This window comes from Pseudoalteromonas sp. R86517, assembly GCF_042466295.1.
GTDB classification, from domain to species: domain Bacteria; phylum Pseudomonadota; class Gammaproteobacteria; order Enterobacterales; family Alteromonadaceae; genus Pseudoalteromonas; species Pseudoalteromonas atlantica.
In genome coordinates this window covers 2,349,583-2,368,391 of record NZ_JAXHCB010000001.1, presented here as the reverse complement: position 1 = coordinate 2,368,391, position 18,809 = coordinate 2,349,583, and the positions used below count along the sequence as shown (strand labels likewise).

Genomic DNA, 18,809 nt, shown 5'->3' with positions numbered 1-18,809 from the left:
TGTGCAGTTTAAAGATAAAATTACACTGGCGTTTAGTGGTGCTTCAGGCGCGCCTTACGGTTTAAGATTGCTTGAAGTATTACTCGCGCAGCAATTTCAAGTGTATGTACTTATATCAAGTGCTGCGCGCGTGGTGCTTGATACAGAGTCAAACATTAAACTCTCAGCTAATGAAGATAAAGCAACCGAGCAGTTAAGCGCTTTATTTAATGCCAAGCCAGAGCAGTTAAAAGTATTTGGTAAAGATAACTGGTTTAGCCCTGTAGCTTCAGGCTCTGCGGCGCCTAAAAAAATGGTAGTATGCCCGTGCAGTGCAGGGTCTGTATCTGCTATTGCGCTCGGTGCATCAGATAACCTACTCGAGCGTGCAGCCGATGTGGTTATTAAAGAGCGAGGGCAATTAATTTTAGTGCCACGCGAAACTCCCTTTAGCGAAATTCACCTTGAGAATATGTTAAAGCTTGCGCGTTTAGGGGTCACTATTATGCCCGCTGCGCCTGGTTTTTATCACAAGCCACAACGTATTGAAGACTTAGTTGATTTTATGGTGGCGCGAATTTTAGATCATTTAAACATTGAACATAACCTAACTAAACGTTGGGGTTATGGTGAGGGTAAATAATGAATAAGCAAAATGTTGCTTTAAATATAGAAGGCCTGACCAAGGTTTATAAAAACGGTGTAGAGGCCGTGAAAGGTGTTGATTTACAAGTTTTTGAAGGCGACTTTTTTGCCTTACTTGGCCCAAATGGTGCCGGTAAGTCGACCACTATTGGTGTTATATCGTCCTTGGTAAATAAAACACAAGGTAAGGTGGAAGTGTTTGGTCACAACATCGATACCGACCTTGAAGCTGCTAAAGCGCATTTAGGCCTTGTGCCACAAGAGTTTAACTTTAGTCAGTTTGAAACGCTTGGCCAAATATTGGTAAATCAAGCAGGCTACTACGGTGTTACCCGCGCAGAAGCGCATAAGCGTGCCGATAAATATTTAACTCAGCTTGGCTTATTAGAAAAAAAAGACAAGCAAGCACGTACGCTTTCTGGGGGTATGAAACGCCGTTTAATGATTGCCCGCGCATTAATGCATGAGCCAAAGCTACTAATATTAGATGAACCCACAGCAGGGGTTGATATAGAGCTGCGCCGATCAATGTGGGATTTTTTACGCCAAATTAATGAGCAAGGCGTAACGATTATTTTAACCACGCACTACCTTGAAGAAGCTGAGCTGTTATGTAAAAACATCGCCATTATTGATACTGGCCGTATTGTTGAAAACACCACTATAAAAGCATTACTAGCTAAGCTTGATAAAGAAACCTTTGTGCTTGATTTAAAACAGCCAGCACAGCCAGTCACCCTTGAGGGATACTCGTTTAGCATGCCTGATGAGCACACCATAGAAGTTGAAGTGGCTAAATCTCAAGGGTTAAATGCAGTTTTCAGCGCGCTAACCGAGCAAGGTAACACTGTTTTGAGTATGCGTAATAAAGCAAACAGATTAGAAGAGTTATTTGTAGGATTACTAGAGCAAGGGCGGGGCGAATAAATGTTTAAATATGGCGTTGCCTTAAAGAGTTTATGGATTAAAGAGTGTATTCGTTTTTTACGTATTTGGGTGCAGACCTTAGTACCGCCGGCGATTACGATGAGTTTATACTTTGTTATTTTTGGTAATTTAATTGGCTCACGTATTGGTGAAATGGGTGGTTTTAGCTACATGGAATTTATTGTTCCGGGGCTAATAATGATGTCGGTTATTACCAACTCATATTCTAATGTTGCTTCTAGTTTTTATTCAACCAAGTTTCAAAAAAGCATTGAAGAGCTATTGGTTGCGCCTGTGCCTAATTACATAATTGTACTTGGTTATATGGGCGGCGGTATGACCCGCGGCATGATGGTGGGCTTTATTGTTACCTGTGTATCGCTATTGTTTGTTGATATTCAAATACACAATATATTTGTAATTATGGCAACGGTAATTTTAACCTCAGCGGTGTTTGCACTCGGTGGTTTAATTAACGCTATTTACGCCAATAGTTTTGACGATATTAGTATTATCCCAACCTTTATTTTAACGCCACTAACATACTTAGGTGGCGTATTTTATTCAATTACGCTACTGCCAGAGTTTTGGCAAAATGTATCGCAAATAAACCCAATTATTTATATGGTTAATGCGTTTCGTTATGGCTTTTTAGGCGTGTCGGATGTTGATTTAAGTGTCGCGCTTGGCGTTATATTAGTATTTATTACGGTGCTATTTACTTTAGCGCTAACGTTAATTAAAAAAGGTGTGGGGCTTAGACATTAATGAGCGATGCAAATTCACGCAGTATTGTATCTAATCAGGCGGGTATACACGAAAAGCTTGATGAAATCGTTAACAAGCATTTAAACGCAGAGTTTAAAAAGCCTATTGCTGAACACACTCAACAAGCGTTCGATGAAGTCAATGAGCAGGTTCAAGCTTTTAATGGACCGCTTATTATAGACTCATGTTGTGGAGTAGGGGAGAGCTCGGCTAATTTAGCTAAGCGCCACCCAGATGCATTAATTATTGGTATTGATAAATCGTCACATCGCTTAGATAAGCACGATGTTGAATATAAACAAACAGACAGCGGCCAGTACATTTTGGTCCAAGCTGACTTAAATGACTTTTGGCGTTTAGCTGTGGCTGCTAATTGGCAGCCTACTCATCATTATTTGCTTTATCCTAACCCATGGCCTAAATCTAAGCATATCCAGCGTAGGTGGCACGGCGCGGCTATTTTTCCGTTTATTGTTAAGCTAGGCGGTCGCTTAGAGGTGCGCAGTAACTGGGATATTTATGTAAAAGAGTTTGCCAGAGCGCTTGAACTAACGGGTCATCCTTGTGAGGTAACGCTGTATGAGTCAAACGAAGCAATTACTCCGTTTGAGCGTAAATACTGGGCCAGCGGCCAACAAAGCCATCGTTTAGTGATAGATCTTTAAACGGCCACTTCCTCTTGGCTTGATGAGTTAACATGTGGCGCTGGGTAAGCAAAGTAATTGCCTTGCATCAGCGCCACATCTACATTTCTAAGCGCATTTTCAATACTTATATTTTCTACCGACTCTGCCATGAGCGTTAAACTAAGTTGCTTTGCAGCATGAACTGTATGCTCAATAAATAAGGCTATATTTTCATCACTTACTGCTTGTTTTACTAATGCGCCGTCGAGTTTTATACCGTTTACTTCAAGCTTTAGCGCATTCGAAATATTTGAATAACCACTACCAAAACCAGTAATAATGACATTCACCCCTTTGGTTTTTACCATAGAAATAAACGTTTTAACCTCTAAAAAATTAGTAATAGCGTGTGACTCTAAAAGGCCAAGCGTTATGTTTTCTGGGTGCGGGTAGCGCTTAAGCTCGCTAGCAATGTATTCACTCAAACTAGGGTCGAGTATATCTTTATCGCTGATATTTAAGCTCCAGCATATATCTGTTTTTCTAAACCGCTCTATACACTGGCTAAATAGCGTGCGCGTTAGCAGTCCGCCCATTCTTGAGCGGCTCACTACATTTAAAAATGAGTCGGGTTTTAAAATTTCGCCATTTTTAGTCACCATTCTGGCTAAGCATTCGTAATGTACAACTTCATTATTGGTGGTGTTAAACATAGCTTGAAAATAAGGCACTATGCGGTTGTTATCAAACGCTTCTTGAACCTCTTTGGCAAGGCTAACATTGTATTGATATTGGTTTTTTACATCGCTCATTACTTTTGAGTAGCTAACAACTTTACCGCGGCCATGTTTAGCCTGAAGCGTTGCAATGTGCGCGTTTTCAATCAGTAGTGATTTATTACCACTGGCGATACCTGCGCAGTAAGTTATATAAATAAATGGGTTTGTTAATACCGGGCTGTTTGCGTTATACGACTCAACTAAATCGCTCAGTTCGCTGCTTTTAAAGCTTTTAGGGGTAAGAATGGCAATTTTATTGGTAGCAAGGCGATACACCTTACAGCTTTGCGGGCTGCGGCTTTGATAATGACTGAGCAAGTTTTTCATTACGTTGTCGCCAACTTGAGTGCCATAAAAGCTATTAATATCTTCAATTTCGTTCACCCAAATAATGGCAAGCTGCATGTGGTGTGAATTACTCTTTTTGATAAAGTACTCAAGCGCAATATGATTGGCAAAGCCCGTACTGGCATCTGTTGCTAGGGTGCGCTTTAACAAATATATATAAATAGCTGCAACCAGTACCGCAATAAAAAAGAAAAAACACGCCGTTATTATGGCTTTAGTGACGCTGTATTGAAGCTTTTTATTTAAATCATCTAAGGTTATGTCGGCACCCGTAATGTAGGTAGTACCATATTTATCTACAAAGGGAATAAAAACAGTTTTAAAATCACCCCATTGGTCGCTAGATTGTTCAAAAACAGGCTCGGTAGAATAAAACGCGCCCCTGTTAATGTCGGTGGCCTCTGGGTATAAATCAAGAAATTGCGTAACACGTGCGTTTTCTTGATCGTCTTTAGTGTAGCTGGATGAGGTAAAGTAAACTTTGTTATCGCGCATGATCATCGAATAGACGTAAGCTATATCAAGCGCTTGTGCAAGCTCTGAGAGTTGTTTGCTTTTAGTTTGGTAAACCGAAAAACCAATATCGTAGCCTTGGCTAATTCTATCGTGGTAACTTTGCCCTAAAATATGTTTTACGCTGGTGGCGGCATTTAGAAGGCGCTCATCGACAGCGTTCATAATTTCGCTACGCGCTGAGCTATAGGTGTAATAAACATAGACTAATAAACTGACCAAAAACAATGTAAAGCCAGCTATAAACCACTTCCCTTTTAATTTCCCTGTGAGCATACTTGTCCCTTATTGTTACACATATTAAGTATACGCATAAATGCAATTTGCCCAAAACTAAAATGTGACTTTTTAATAAAATCCTATTATTGAAATTTTTTTACAATATTTGTCATCCGTTTAGTCGCTTTTATGGCTTAAAGGGAGACATTTTACTTATATTGCAGTAAAGTTAGCGCAATTTTTAAAAGAAGCACGCCGCTTATAATAGCGCCATAGTTTGGCATTTTTAACTGTTAAACGCGTGTTTTAGCTACACACACACTAGGTATAAAGATGGATCAAAAGCGTTGTGCCGTCGCCTCTAAAGAAAGCCTTAAGCGTATATTTACTGTACCTGAAGCGCCAGACTCAACTTTAAGCAAAATTGAGCTTGAAATTTCGAGTAATTTAGCAGGGTTTTTAAACGAAAATATAGCGGCAATTGAAAAACCATTACACGAAATTGAAAAAGATTTTCAGGCTGCGGTGATCCCAGAAAACCCAACGTTTGTATCTGCTTACGCCCAAGATATTATGGAGCAGCTAGTTGCCCATTCGGTACACACGGCTGCGCCTAGCTTTATTGGGCATATGACATCGGCTCTTCCGCATTTTTTACTACCGCTTTCAAAATTGATGGTGGGACTTAATCAAAACCTAGTAAAAATAGAAACCTCAAAAGCATTTACGCCCCTAGAGCGCCAAGTGCTAGGCATGATGCATCATTTAGCTTACTCGCGAGATGAGTCGTTTTATTCTAAATGGATGCACAGCGCTAAAACATCACTCGGTGCTTTTTGTTCCGGTGGTACAGTTGCAAACATAACGGCATTGTGGATTGCGCGTAACCGTTTATTAAAACCCGACGGCAGCTTTAAAGGCATAGCCGCTCAAGGGCTCGTTGCCGGTATGCTGCATTATGGCTACAAAGGGCTGGCCGTTTTAGTGTCGGAGCGAGGGCATTATTCTTTAGGTAAATCAATTGATTTACTAGGCATCGGCCGTGAAAATTTAATTGGTGTAAAAACCTGCGAAAATAACAAGGTTGATGTGAATGCCATGCGCGAAAAAGCTTTAGAGCTTGAATCGCAAGGCATAAAAGTTATGGCAATTGTAGGGGTTGCTGGTACAACCGAGACCGGTAATATCGACCCTCTTAATGATATGGCCGATTTAGCGCAGCAAATAAACTGCCATTTTCACGTTGATGCAGCGTGGGGTGGGGCAACGCTTTTATCGCAAACGCATCGCCCGTTATTAAAAGGAATTGAGCTCGCAGATTCAATTACCATTGATGCACACAAACAAATGTATGTGCCAATGGGCGCAGGCTTGGTGTTATTTAAAGACCCAACTGCTACGGATGCAATAGAGCACCATGCAGAGTACATATTACGTAAAGGTTCAAAAGATTTAGGAAGCCATACACTTGAAGGCAGCCGCCCAGGTATGGCTATGTTAGTACATGCTTGCTTACGCGTTATTGGCCGCAAAGGCTATGAAATGCTTATTGATCGTAGTATCAAAAAAGCACATTACTTTGCTGATTTAATTAAAGCCGATGAAGACTTTGAGCTGATTTCAGAGCCTGAGCTGTGTTTGCTTACATACCGCTATGTGCCTAAACAAATTAAACAAGCCATAGCCCAAGCAGATGCCGCAACACGGTTAGAAATTTTCGCGTCGCTCAATCGCTTTACTGCCAGTATGCAAAAACGCCAACGTGAATCAGGGCGCTCGTTTGTATCGCGTACTCGCTTAACCCCGTCAAAATACGATAATCAACCGACGGTGGTATTTAGAGTGGTATTGGCTAATCCGCTCACATCAGGTGTTATATTAAAAGAGATTTTAGCTGAGCAAAAAGAGCTTGCTAAAACAGACCCTGTGTTTAAAAAGTACTTAAGTAAGTATATGCAGTAACGCCTAGGTATAAGCTAAAACAAAGGCGCCAATGGGCGCCTTTGTTATTTTTGCTGTGAGTTTTTAATACATTTAAGCGTTAAAGCAGTTTGCCCTAATAATGTCAGTTATAATTTTTTGCGATGGGTTTATTTTCTCCATTGCTAAAAATTCATCAGGTTGGTGGGCTTGATTAATTGAGCCTGGCCCCATGACTATTGTTTCACAGCCAAGTTGCTGAATAAACGGAGCCTCTGTGCAATAATTTACTGCAACGGCTTTTTCTCCTGCAATTTTTTCTGCCATTTTAACGAGTGCGCTATCAGTGCTGCCACTAAAAGCTGGAATGGGCTTGTGTAAATCAATTACGCTCACTGCGCTTGGGTATTGCGCGTTTATATCGCTGGTGGCATCAATAAGTAAAGCTTGTAAGTCTTTAATGCTTAACCCTGGGAGCGGACGCATGTCTATATGCATTTCGCAGCAGCCACAAATTCGATTTGCGTTGTCGCCACCATGAATATTACCTAAATTTAAGGTAGGGTAAGGTATTTCAAAATGTTCAACTGAATATTTATTCTTTAACTGCTCTTTTAAGATCAGCAATTTTGTAATCACTTTATGCATGACTTCGATGGCGTTAAGACCACGTTCGGGATCGGAACTATGACCTGAGCGGCCAATCACTCTTATAGCCGTGCTCATATGTCCTTTGTGAGTAAATACAGGAGTCATATCAGTAGGTTCACCAATAATACAACGCGCAGGTTTTAAATTAGGATGCTTACAAATTTGCTGCGCTCCCGCCATGGTGGTTTCTTCATCGGCAGTGGCGAGTATTAAAATAGGTTGTGTTTGCTGTTTTATATCAAGCTCACTAATAGCTTGTAATACAAAAGCAAAAAAGCCTTTCATATCAATACTACCTAACCCATATAAGTTATTATTATGTTCAGTGAGTTTAAATGGGTCGTGGTTCCAGCGGCTATCGTCAAACGGTACGGTGTCTGTATGGCCTGCAAGCATTAAGCCGCCATCGCCTTGCCCTCGCTTTGCAAGTAAGTTGTATCGGCCTTTTCCATCTTCTAACTCTATAATTTCGCAAGTAAAACCTAAACTTTCGCACCAACGTGCTAGCAACTCTATTACCCCTTTATTACTCATACAAAGCTCATCTTCTATTGCACTAATAGAGGGGGCTGCAATGAGTTGTTGGTACATAGAGATAAATGACGGCAAAGACATAAAAAAATCCAAAATAATTATTCAATTTAATTGCATAACAATATAAAAGTATTTATGATGAATATCAATTCACTTTTTAAGCATAAATATATTAAGTATAGCCATGAAGATAATGCGACGATAATCAACAATTCATTGAGAAAAGTATTAGCTAGCATCTAAGCTAGTGTAAGCGAACACCACACCTATTTAGTAGTAAATTTATAAACGAGTAAAAAATGAATGTAGCGATTATTGGCGCAAGCGGTTATAGCGGCGCAGAATTAGCAAGCTTAGTTGCTAAGCACCCTAATTTAACGTTATCGGGCTGTTATGTCTCTGAGGGAAGTTTAGATAAACATAAATTATTAAGTGATTTATACCCAGAGCATAGAAACCTTCTTGATATTCCTCTACTACCACTGAGCGAATCAGCGTTTGATGACATAAATTCGAGTGCCGATTACATCTGCTTATGTACTGATCACAAAGTAAGTGTTGATTTAGCCCCGCAGTTTTTAGCTATGGGTAAAAAAGTATTTGACCTATCAGGTGGTTACCGCCTTGCTAGCAACGACGACTATGTTACTTACTATGGTTTTGAGCACCAACATCCTGAGTTATTAAACGAAGCAGCCTATGGGTTAGCCGAGTGGAATAGCAGTGCAATTGCCAATGCAAACCTTGTGGCAGTAGCCGGCTGTTACCCAACCGCTGCGCTTAATGCGTTAAAGCCGTTGCAACAGGCAGGCTTGTTGAGTGATGAAAAAGTGATTATTAATGCTGTTTCAGGTGTTACTGGCGCAGGGCGTAAAGCCAGCGTAGGTACTCATTTTTGTGAAGTATCGCTTGCCCCGTATGGTTTATTTAACCATCGTCATGGGCCTGAAATTGAACAACACCTTGGCCACAAGGTGTTATTTACACCGCACTTAGGTAATTTTCCGCGTGGAATTTTAGAAACTATTTATGTACAGCTTAAGCCAGGCGTTACCAAGGAAAACGTATCTGATGCTTATCAAGTACTTAAGAACGAGCCGTTGATTCGTTTGTTAGCTGATAAAGTGCCATCTATTAAAAGCGTGGTAAAACAACCCTATGTTGATATTGGTTGGCAGCAGCAAGGCACTCAACTGATTGTTATGGCAGCGATAGATAATCTATTAAAAGGCGCTGCGGGCCAAGCCTTGCAATGTATTAACTTATCGATGAATTTAGATCACACCACTGGCTTAAAAGGAGCCTTTTAATGAGCACTAAAACGTGGGTAATTAAATTAGGTGGTGCTGTACTTAATACTGAAAACGCGGCAAAAGCTTTGTTTGATGTATTAAGCGCTGATCAAAATAATCAGTTTGTTATTGTTCATGGTGGTGGCTCGTTAGTTGACACTTGGCTAAAACAAGCAGGCTTTGCTAGTGCAAAGCACCAAGGACTGCGTATTAGCCCAAGTGAGCAAATGCCTTACATAGTGGGGGCGCTGGCTGGCTGTGCAAATAAGCAGCTGGTTAGCCAAGCTATTAATGCAGGCCATAAACCTGTTGGCCTTTGTTTGTATGAAGCCGGAGTTATGGCGTCTCAAAAGCTAAAAGCGCTTGGGCAAGTAGGTAAGTGCGAAAGTAATGATGATTCAATTGTTAACGATTTACTTAAGCTTGGTCGGTTACCTATCGTGAGCTCTATTGGGTTTGATGAGCAAGGTAACTGGTACAACGTTAATGCTGATGAAGCTGCCGCAGCGATTGCTAGCAACTTAAATGCAGAACTTATTTTTATGACAGATGTAGAAGCAGTACTTGATGCAAACAAGCAGCCGTTACATCAACTTGACACAAAACACATTGATACTTTAATTGATGAAGGGGTAATTTTGGGCGGAATGGAGGTCAAAGTTAAGACCAGCCTGCACGCTGCCCAACATTTACGACGCGGTGTGTATATTTCCAGCTGGCAAAAGCCAGACAATTTAACTGCTTTGCTACAGGGCGAGCATGTCGGAACAAAAATTACACCATAGGGTTATCATGTTAGAGAATTTTTTAACGGGTCTAGAATTAGACCAACAAGGCGCACTAAATTTACTAAAACTAGCGCGTGATTTAAAAGCAAAGCCAGAAAAGTACAGCCAAGTATTAGCGGGTAAGTCAATTGTTACCCTATTTGAAAAGCAAAGTTTACGTACACGTTTATCGTTTGATATTGGTATTAACCGTTTAGGCGGCCACGCTGTGTATTTAGATCAGCAAAACGGCGCTATGGGTGCACGTGAATCTGTAAAAGATTTTGCACTTAATATTTCTACGTGGGCTGATGGTATTGTAGCGCGTGTAAACCAGCACAGCACGTTAACCACCTTAGGTGAATACTCTAGTGTACCTGTCGTTAATAGCTTGTGTGATTTATATCACCCGTGCCAAGCATTGGCTGATTTTTTAACGCTACAAGAAGTACACGGCGATGTAAGCGAGCTAAAAGTGGCTTACTTAGGTGAAGGTAACAACGTTACTCATTCACTTATGCTATTAGCGGCAACGCTAGGCACTGATTTTGTTGCTGTTACACCAAAAGGCAGCTCGCCTGATTCGCAAATTCTTAAAAAGGCTGAGCAAATTGCTGCAATGAATGGCGCATCAGTAATGGTAAGCGACCGTGTAGAAGCCGCTGTAGGCGCTAATGTTGTATATGCAGATACGTGGGTGTCTATGGGCGATGATACGCCTCTTGAGCAAGTTAAAGAAAAATATATGCCATATCAGCTAAACCAAGCATTGCTAGAACAAACAGGTGCAACTACGGTATTACATTGCCAACCGGCACACCGTGAGTTTGAAATTACCTCTGAGGTAATGGATGGCCCAGCATCAAAAATTATTCAACAAGCAGAAAATCGTATGCATGCGCAAAATGCTCTGCTAGTTACATTACTAAATCCAAATTTTGTTAAGGAACACCTATGAGTTCAATTAAAAAAGTCGTTTTAGCCTATTCAGGTGGTCTTGATACTTCAGCTATCGTGCCATGGTTAAAAGAAAACTACGGTTGTGAAGTAATTGCCTTTGTTGCCGATGTAGGCCAAGGCGCTGAAGAGCTTGAAGGCGTTGAAGAAAAAGCCATCGCATCAGGCGCATCTGAGTGTTACGTAGTTGACTTAAAAGATGAAATGGTAAGTGAGTACATTTACCCAACGCTTAAAACGGGTTCTATTTACGAAGGTACTTATTTATTAGGTACGTCTATGGCGCGTCCTATTATTGCTAAAGCGCAAGTTGAAATTGCACGTAAAGTAGGTGCCGATGCACTTTCGCATGGTTGTACTGGTAAAGGTAATGACCAAGTACGTTTTGAATCATGTTTTGCAGCGCTTGCACCCGATTTAAAAGTAATTGCACCATGGCGTGAGTGGGATTTATCAAGCCGTGAATCATTATTAGATTACTTGGCTGAGCGTGATATTCCGTGTTCTGCTTCAGCAACAAAAATTTACAGCCGTGATGCTAACGCATGGCATATTTCGCACGAAGGCGGCGAGCTTGAAGATCCATGGTGTGAGCCTAGTGACCAAGTTTGGACCTGGACTAATTCACCAGAGCAAGCACCCGATAAAGCTGAGCATGTAACGCTTACGGTTATTGAGGGTGAAGTGGTTGCCGTAAATGGCGAGCAGCTTAAACCTTATGACTGTTTAGTTAAATTAAACGACATTGCTGCGCCACATGGTGTTGGCCGTGTAGATATTGTAGAAAACCGTTTAGTAGGCATGAAATCGCGCGGCTGTTACGAAACACCAGGCGGTACCGTTATTATGGCGGCACTGCAAGCCATTGACGAGCTAGTGCTTGATAAATCAAGCCGTAAGTGGAAAGAAGTACTGGGCGGTGAATTTTCGCATTTAGTCTATGACGGTCGTTGGTTTACACCACTAAAAGACTCTATTTTAGCCGGTGCAGAAGCGCTTTCTACACTAGCTACAGGTGAAGTTGTACTTAAGCTTTACAAAGGCCAAGTGACAGCCGTTCAGAAAAAATCACCTAATAGCTTATACAGCGAAGACTTTGCTACATTTGGTGAAGACGATGTGTATGACCAATCGCACGCTGAAGGCTTTATTCGTTTATTCTCGCTTTCGAGCAGAATTTCAGCAATGGCTAAAAAGTAAATTATTTATAGCCCCTTGTATAAGGGGCGTTACAGGGTTTGGAGAGATTTCATGGCATTATGGGGCGGACGTTTTTCTACGGGTCCAGATGAGGCGTTTAAACAATTTAACGACTCACTTCCGTTCGATTATCAGTTAGCAGAGCAAGATATTATTGGCTCTGTGGCATGGGCAGGTGCGCTTGAGCAAGTAAATGTACTTACAAGCGATGAGCACACCAAATTGGTTGCAGCACTAAATGAACTGCTTGAAGAAGTAAAAGCAGATCCACAAGCAGTGGCAACCTCAGGTGCAGAAGACATTCACTCGCACGTAGAAGCTGCACTAATCGAAAAAGTAGGTGATTTAGCTAAAAAGCTGCACACAGGCCGAAGCCGTAATGACCAAGTAGCCACTGACTTTAGATTATGGTGCCGCGATACTGCCGATCATTTACTCGGTGCAATTGCTGCACTAAAAGCTGAGTTTGTGGCGTTAGCTGAGCGCGAGCTGGGCACTATATTGCCAGGCTACACTCATTTACAACGTGCTCAACCTGTATTGTTTAGCCACTGGTGTATGGCCTATGTAGAAATGCTAGAGCGTGATGAAAGCCGCTTGCAAGATGCCAAAGCGCGTTTTAATTTTTGCCCTCTAGGCAGTGGCGCACTAGCAGGTACTGCCTACCCAATTGATCGCCAAGCTTTGGCGCAAGGCCTAGGCTTTACTGGCGCAACTAAAAACAGCCTTGATGGCGTATCTGACCGTGATTTTGTAGTAGAGCTTTTAAGCTGTGCCTCTATTTCGATGATTCACTTATCACGTATGGCTGAAGATTTAATATTTTATAATTCTGGTGAAGCCGGATTTATAGAGCTTGCTGATAATGTTACCTCTGGCTCATCGTTAATGCCGCAGAAAAAGAACCCTGATGCACTAGAGCTTATTCGTGGTAAAACGGGCCGTGTATTTGGTGCGTTTAGTGCCATGATGATGACCTTAAAAGCACTCCCTCTTGCGTACAATAAAGATATGCAAGAAGACAAAGAAGGTCTTTTTGACGCTATGCCAACTTGGCTTGCCTGTATTCACATGGCGCAAGCGTGTATTAAAGGCGTAAAAGTAAACGGCGATAAAACGCTTGCAGCGGCAAAAGGCGGCCATGCTAATGCGACAGAGCTTGCAGACTACTTAGTAGCTAAAGGTGTGCCATTTAGAGAAGGCCACCACATTGTGGGTGTACTTGTGCAGCTTGCTATAAGCGAAGGTAAAACCTTAGAGGAGCTTTCGCTTGAGCAGTACAAGTCAGTTAATGACGTATTTGAAGATGACGTTTACCCAGTACTTGAAATAGATGCCTGTATTAAAGCTCGTCAAGCGCTTGGCGGTACATCTATTGAACAAGTTACTAAAGCGGTTAAAGAAGCCAAAAAAAAACAGCAAATAACGGTTCGTGATGCAAATTTAGATGATGTTGAAGATATTGCTAGGCTAATACAGCACTGGGCTACGGTAGGTGAAAACTTGCCGCGTGCTAAAAGCGACATGGTGCATTCAATTAACGAATTTGCAGTAACAGAAATTAACGGCAAAGTGTCGGGGTGTGCATCGTTATACATTTACGATACGGGGCTTGCTGAAATACGCTCTTTAGGCATAGACCCACAAAGCGCGGTAACTGGGCAGGGTAGGCAGCTTGTAGAGCACTTATTAGCAAAAGCCAAAAAATTGGCGCTTAATCGCGTTATTGTATTAACCCGTGTGCCGGATTTTTTTGAACAGCAACGTTTTACTTTTTGTAGTAAAGAATCGTTACCAGAGAAGGTAATGAAAGATTGCGAACTTTGCCTTCGTAAAGAAAATTGTGACGAAGTAGCAATGGAATATATTTTAAAGCCAAGTACACGTGCGGAGATCCCGTGTAAATACGTGGCTTAAATTCCCTGGATATAAAAAACGTACGGTTACCCCTGTGCGTTTTTTTATGTGTATAATGAACTGGTCAGATGAGTGTGGTGTTAGCTAGGGTTTTAGATTTAGTTTTAATAAATAGTTGTAGGTAGCATGTATTTTTAATATGTCAAAAAATGTTGGCACATTGGTTGCTTTGTATAAGTCAGATAGCAAAATAGCTATCACTGCTTAAAACAGGTAATGCAATTACCTACATGATGGTGTGATTAAAAGTTGCGCCAAATAATATTAAAACTTTTACAAGGATCAATCACATGCAAGTTTCAGCTAATAGTCAATTACAAATGCAAGCATACAATAAAACACAACAATTACAGCCTGCAACGGAACAAACTGCTAGCCCTAAAACACTACAATCTGATACAGTAAGCTTCTCTCAAGAGGCGATGAGTGCTGCGAGTGCAGATGTTCAGCGTGGTGGTGGTACGGTAGTACCTAGTGGTGCGGTGCCTACCAGACCAAGGTAATAATTTAAGGTTTTAAATGATTTTAACTGAGCTTTTCGGGTTGTTCTCACTGTCTGCTTTTACGATGTGGGCTTTTTTGATGACATTCTTCTTTAATGTGTTCGTATACTCATTAGGTATAAAAAGAGGTACAACTCTTTTGCTCAGTTCATTTATCATGATGATATCTTACACCTTGTCTGATTATTTTTACACATGGCTCTCTATGAGAGATTCAATATATCTTGACTGGGCTTTGTATGATGTTATCACCATTACTGCGCTCGCATGTATTTATAGAATTTTTGGTAAAACAACTCCGTCTTTCTTATATTTAATTGTTGGATTGACTGTAAATTCGACTTTTTTCTTTAGTATGTATCTGGATATATACATCTTTGAGAATAAAAAAGCTTGGTTTTTATGGGATGCCTACACATATACAGTTAATTTAATAGACTTTATCATGATAGTTGTATTAATTATAGATCGAGACTTTTTAGGTCTCCACAAGCTCAAAAGTAAGCTATGCGATTTGTTTAAATCGACAAAGCCTCAGCCCACAACCTAGCTTAAATGTACTTATCTGAAGCCCTAATGGATTATGTAGCGGCTTTCTCCCAGTGGGGCTTTTTAATGGCCTTCCTTTTTTGTTTGGTCTCCAGCATAAACAAAGAAAATAAATCTCCTGTGTATTTATCTGCACTTATGCTTTGCTCATATATTTTTAGCAGCTATATAAAACTACTAGAAATATTATACCTTAATTGGGCTTTCTACGATTTTATTACAATTGTGGCACTGTTAATTTTACAGTACTTTAATGCCTTTAAACGAAATAAAGCTTTTCTGTTCCTTGTACTAGCATTAACAACCAATGCTTTGCTAACGTTGGTTCTGTATTATGATATATACGTTTTGTATAACTATGAGCCATGGTGGTACTGGAGTGCCTACTCCATCGGTGTGAACCTTATCGATGTATTAATGATGCTTTCATTAGTGGTTAACCACCGAATGGTAAACCCCTCTCAATCCGTTATATTAAATAGAGGGGAAAATGACAGTAAGTTATAATTATGCAATTTATCTTGGAGCAATTGTACAATGGGGTTTTTTGTTTGCATTTTTGCATGCATTAGCAAACTCGATTAACAAGCCAGATAAAGAGCTTGTATATATCTCACTTGTTATGTGCATTTGCTATTCGGGAAGTTTGTTCACTGATTATGGGCAAACTACTTATTTAGATTTTATTTTATTAGATGCATGTACATTACTTGCTCTACTCTTTTTAAAGCGCTTAAAATTTAAATCATACCCGGTAGCGTATTATTATGTCACTGCAGGGTTATGTACTAATATTATTTTTAGTTTTTTAATGCACCTAGATATGACTTTTTCAAAATATTATGAATATTGGTGGTTTTGGTCAGTATTTACGGTTGTGGTAGGAAGTGTAAATATTTGTATGATCATAGTGTGCTTTATTAACCGAGATTTTTTAGGTCTTGTTAGATTTAAAAGTTGGTTTTTTAATAGAACTTTGTAATTAATAATAATTGTTAAAAAGTTTAGTGTTAAGTCAGGTTGTTTAGTAAATGGTTGTTTTAATAAATTTCGAGATCTTTATTCTCCGAGCTTGCTTTTAAGATGGGGTTTATTTCTTTTATCTCAGATATAAGCTTTGCACATACTTTAAGTATTATTATGCAATGGGGATTTCTCATGGCATTTCTATACTCTTTAGTTTCATCTATTAACTCACGCTTTAAAGCATTAGTTATTCTTTCGCTTATAATGGCTGTTTCATATTTTCCAGGAATGTTCTTTAATTTTCAAACAGTTACTTATTTTGATATTGCTTTATTAGATGCTATAACCCTAGTTATATTGGCACTTGTGCAGAACTTATATATTAAAGAAAAAACAATTGCCTTTAACTACCTTATGTTTGGGCTGAGTATAAATATGTGTTTAGCTCTGGGTATGTACTTAGACCGTCATATTTTACAGAATTACACCCACTGGTGGTTTTATGATTTTTATGTAACGGTAGTACTGGTATTAGATTTAAGCATGATTTTAGTGCTGTTTATCAATAGAGATTTTTTAAAAATTATTTATTTAAAAAACCTTATTTACTCGTTCTTTGCTAAGAAACCGCAATAGTGAATAATGTTCTAATCCCTCCTGAAGTGTCAGTTTATATCGGTGTGTTGGTGCAGTGGGGGTTTTTAATGGCCTTTTTATATTCACTAACAACTAGCATTAACAATCCAACAAAACAGGCTGTATTGCTATCTTTAGTTATGGCCATATCTTATTGCTTTAGTTTCTTTATTGATATTTATGATATTACCTACATAGAGTTATTTTGCTATGACGTAGTCACTTTGTTTTTTATTTTTTTTCTGCGGTATTACTTACCTGAAAAGCGCATATCTACTTACTTATTATTTGGCTTGAGCATTAATTCGTTATTATTTTTAGCTATGCACATAGATGTGTTTGTACGTGGTAATTACGAACCGTGGTGGTTTTGGTCTTTTTATACGGTTGTGATTAATATTATGGATATCATCATGGTTAGTATTTTGTTCATTAAAAAGGATTTTTTAATGTTAGTGCATGCTACTGATAAGTGGGTGAGCGGTGTTATGAGATTGAAGCAAAGTGGCTGATATTCTTTGGGGACTGGTCGATTTAGGGTACAACGTAGGCGTTTTGTTTACGTGGTTTTTTATTCTTGCCTTTTTGTATAACTTATCGGCAAGTATTAATAAGTCAGATAAGAGCAGAGCACAGCTTTCATTTCTTATGATGGTATCCTACACAGCTAGTTTGTTTATGGACCCACTTATTGAAACGCCGCACTTAAACTATTTTTATCATGATGCTGTAACTATTCTGGTTTTACTTCTGTGGCGTAATTTCACCAAACAAACTATACCTACGCCCTTTTATTATTTAATTGTAGGGCTAAGCTTTAATGCCTGCTTATTTTTAGGTATGCATTACGATATCGAAGTGCGTGGCACATTGTATTATTGGTGGTTTTGGAATGTTTATGTGTTTGGCATGTATTTTACTGATTTATTAATGCCGTTGGTTTTAGTTGTTAATAAAGATATTTTAGGTTTAGTAAAGCTAAGTAATTATTTAACTACAAAGTTGAAGCGTTTCCGATATGCATAACCTGTTATGGGCGATGGCTGATCTTTATGATTACATAACCATTTTAATTACATGGCTGTTTGTTTTTGCATTTTTATATTGCTTATCTACAAGCATAAATAAGTCAGATAAAAGTTTAGCCCAAATATCATTTATTATGATGGCTTCATATACATCAAGTATGGTTATGGACCCGCAAACAGCCACACCTCACTTAAAACTGTTCTTATTTGATGCAGTTACCATAATCGCTTTGATGATATGGATGATTTTTTTATCGAAAGCTAAACCGATCGCTTTTTATTATTTAATCGTGGGGCTTAGTTTTAATGCGTTTGTATTTTACGGTATGCATTACGATAGTATCGTTGTTGGGAATATAGAGTATTGGTGGTTTTGGGGGCTTTATGGTATTGGGCAGCTTACAAGTGACTTAGTAATGGCATTGGTTTTATTTATAAATAAAGATATTTTAGGGTTAATAAAAGTCAAAAAATATCTCGTTAAAAAAATGGGTGCTTATTAATGCTCCAACATGTATTTATGGCATTGAGCACAGTAAATGACTACCTAAGTATTTTTATTACATGGGCTTTTGTAGTTCCATTTCTTTATAATTTTGCTTGTACAATAAACTGCCGCAATAAGCATATTATGTACATTTCTTTGGTGATGATGCTCTCTTATACGCTCAGCCTATTTATGTTCAAAGCATCATTTATCCTTACAGGCTCAATATATTTAGATTTAGTAATTGCAGATTTACTTACCATTTTCACGCTTGCTTGCCTCTCCTATAATTATAAACATGCTAACGCCACAGCCTATTATTATCTTCTTTGTGGTTTAACGTTTAATGCAACATTACACATGGCTATGCATTACGATTATGTGGTGTTGGTTAGTTATGACTATTGGTGGTTATGGGGGGTCTATGGGGTTGGCCAGTTTTCGAGTGACTTAATAATGGCAATAGTATTAATTATAAACAAAGATATTTTAGGCTTGGCAAAGCTTAAACGCGCTTTATTTAACCGCAATGAATTACAAGTTATGGCTAAAAAGTAGTTAGGTATATTAGCGCACCTAAAGTGCGCTAATTGTGTTT

At 39.4% G+C, this 18,809-nt stretch carries 19 protein-coding genes; 17 read left to right on the top strand and 2 right to left on the bottom strand.

Going from position 1 to position 18,809, the window contains the following annotated elements; all coding sequences use genetic code 11:
- Position 1 precedes the first annotated feature (1 nt).
- The 4 genes from SJY38_RS10655 to SJY38_RS10640 are packed head-to-tail and all read left to right on the top strand — an operon-like array spanning position 2 to position 2,984.
- Complete coding sequence (locus tag SJY38_RS10655) at positions 2-622, top strand: flavin prenyltransferase UbiX (RefSeq protein ID WP_004588542.1); 621 nt, start codon at positions 2-4, stop codon at positions 620-622.
- Positions 622-1,551, top strand: coding sequence for an ABC transporter ATP-binding protein (locus tag SJY38_RS10650; RefSeq protein WP_004588541.1), 930 nt, complete (start codon positions 622-624; stop codon positions 1,549-1,551). Before SJY38_RS10655 ends, SJY38_RS10650 begins: the two co-directional genes overlap by 1 nt.
- Positions 1,552-2,319, top strand: a complete 768-nt coding sequence (locus SJY38_RS10645; RefSeq protein ID WP_004588540.1) for an ABC transporter permease — start codon at positions 1,552-1,554, stop codon at positions 2,317-2,319.
- Positions 2,319-2,984 carry a tRNA (guanosine(46)-N(7))-methyltransferase TrmB gene (locus SJY38_RS10640; protein WP_054983169.1) on the top strand — a complete coding sequence of 222 codons (666 nt, stop codon included), beginning with the start codon at positions 2,319-2,321 and terminating at the stop codon, positions 2,982-2,984. The genes SJY38_RS10645 and SJY38_RS10640 overlap by 1 nt, the downstream gene beginning before the upstream one ends.
- On the opposite strand, the gene SJY38_RS10635 is transcribed toward SJY38_RS10640, so the two are convergent.
- Positions 2,981-4,861 carry an EAL domain-containing protein gene (locus SJY38_RS10635; RefSeq protein ID WP_377109727.1) on the bottom strand — a complete coding sequence of 627 codons (1,881 nt, stop codon included), beginning with the start codon at positions 4,859-4,861 and terminating at the stop codon, positions 2,981-2,983. The two genes, SJY38_RS10640 and SJY38_RS10635, sit on opposite strands and share 4 nt — an antisense overlap.
- A gap of 276 nt (positions 4,862-5,137) precedes the next feature.
- Here SJY38_RS10635 and panP point away from each other — a divergent pair, with 276 nt between their 5' ends.
- The gene (gene panP, locus SJY38_RS10630) at positions 5,138-6,766 is read left to right on the top strand and encodes a pyridoxal-dependent aspartate 1-decarboxylase PanP (RefSeq protein ID WP_377109725.1); all 1,629 of its coding nucleotides are present in this window, start codon (positions 5,138-5,140) and stop codon (positions 6,764-6,766) included.
- Positions 6,767-6,838: 72 nt separating this feature from the next.
- On the opposite strand, the gene argE is transcribed toward panP, so the two are convergent.
- Complete coding sequence (gene argE, locus SJY38_RS10625) at positions 6,839-7,990, bottom strand: acetylornithine deacetylase (RefSeq protein ID WP_377109724.1); 1,152 nt, start codon at positions 7,988-7,990, stop codon at positions 6,839-6,841.
- A gap of 218 nt (positions 7,991-8,208) precedes the next feature.
- Between argE and argC the strand changes: the two genes are divergently transcribed.
- From argC to SJY38_RS10565, 12 genes are all read left to right on the top strand, one after another.
- Positions 8,209-9,219 (top strand): N-acetyl-gamma-glutamyl-phosphate reductase, encoded by a 1,011-nt coding sequence (gene argC, locus SJY38_RS10620; RefSeq protein ID WP_289076985.1) that lies wholly within the window; start codon positions 8,209-8,211, stop codon positions 9,217-9,219.
- Positions 9,219-9,986, top strand: coding sequence for an acetylglutamate kinase (argB, locus tag SJY38_RS10615; protein ID WP_024034342.1), 768 nt, complete (start codon positions 9,219-9,221; stop codon positions 9,984-9,986). Before argC ends, argB begins: the two co-directional genes overlap by 1 nt.
- A gap of 7 nt (positions 9,987-9,993) precedes the next feature.
- Complete coding sequence (locus tag SJY38_RS10610; RefSeq protein WP_024034341.1) at positions 9,994-10,926, top strand: ornithine carbamoyltransferase; 933 nt, start codon at positions 9,994-9,996, stop codon at positions 10,924-10,926.
- Positions 10,923-12,125, top strand: coding sequence for an argininosuccinate synthase (locus tag SJY38_RS10605; protein ID WP_004588532.1), 1,203 nt, complete (start codon positions 10,923-10,925; stop codon positions 12,123-12,125). Before SJY38_RS10610 ends, SJY38_RS10605 begins: the two co-directional genes overlap by 4 nt.
- 51 nt (positions 12,126-12,176) lie before the next feature.
- Positions 12,177-14,042, top strand: coding sequence for an argininosuccinate lyase (argH, locus tag SJY38_RS10600; RefSeq protein WP_248442940.1), 1,866 nt, complete (start codon positions 12,177-12,179; stop codon positions 14,040-14,042).
- Positions 14,043-14,332: 290 nt separating this feature from the next.
- The gene (locus SJY38_RS10595) at positions 14,333-14,545 is read left to right on the top strand and encodes a hypothetical protein (RefSeq protein ID WP_377109723.1); all 213 of its coding nucleotides are present in this window, start codon (positions 14,333-14,335) and stop codon (positions 14,543-14,545) included.
- Between the two features lie 1,039 nt (positions 14,546-15,584).
- Positions 15,585-16,076 carry a hypothetical protein gene (locus tag SJY38_RS10590; protein ID WP_377109722.1) on the top strand — a complete coding sequence of 164 codons (492 nt, stop codon included), beginning with the start codon at positions 15,585-15,587 and terminating at the stop codon, positions 16,074-16,076.
- A 176-nt stretch (positions 16,077-16,252) separates the two neighbouring features.
- Positions 16,253-16,696: a hypothetical protein gene (locus tag SJY38_RS10585; protein ID WP_084554546.1), complete on the top strand. Its 444-nt coding sequence runs from the start codon at positions 16,253-16,255 to the stop codon at positions 16,694-16,696.
- Complete coding sequence (locus tag SJY38_RS10580; protein WP_377110208.1) at positions 16,693-17,208, top strand: hypothetical protein; 516 nt, start codon at positions 16,693-16,695, stop codon at positions 17,206-17,208. Before SJY38_RS10585 ends, SJY38_RS10580 begins: the two co-directional genes overlap by 4 nt.
- Positions 17,201-17,722, top strand: coding sequence for a hypothetical protein (locus tag SJY38_RS10575; RefSeq protein ID WP_377109721.1), 522 nt, complete (start codon positions 17,201-17,203; stop codon positions 17,720-17,722). Before SJY38_RS10580 ends, SJY38_RS10575 begins: the two co-directional genes overlap by 8 nt.
- Positions 17,715-18,227 carry a hypothetical protein gene (locus tag SJY38_RS10570; protein WP_096042134.1) on the top strand — a complete coding sequence of 171 codons (513 nt, stop codon included), beginning with the start codon at positions 17,715-17,717 and terminating at the stop codon, positions 18,225-18,227. The genes SJY38_RS10575 and SJY38_RS10570 overlap by 8 nt, the downstream gene beginning before the upstream one ends.
- A complete protein-coding gene (locus SJY38_RS10565) occupies positions 18,227-18,769 on the top strand; it encodes a hypothetical protein (RefSeq protein WP_377109720.1) in 543 nt (180 codons plus the stop codon). Before SJY38_RS10570 ends, SJY38_RS10565 begins: the two co-directional genes overlap by 1 nt.
- The last annotated feature ends 40 nt before the right edge of the window (positions 18,770-18,809 follow it).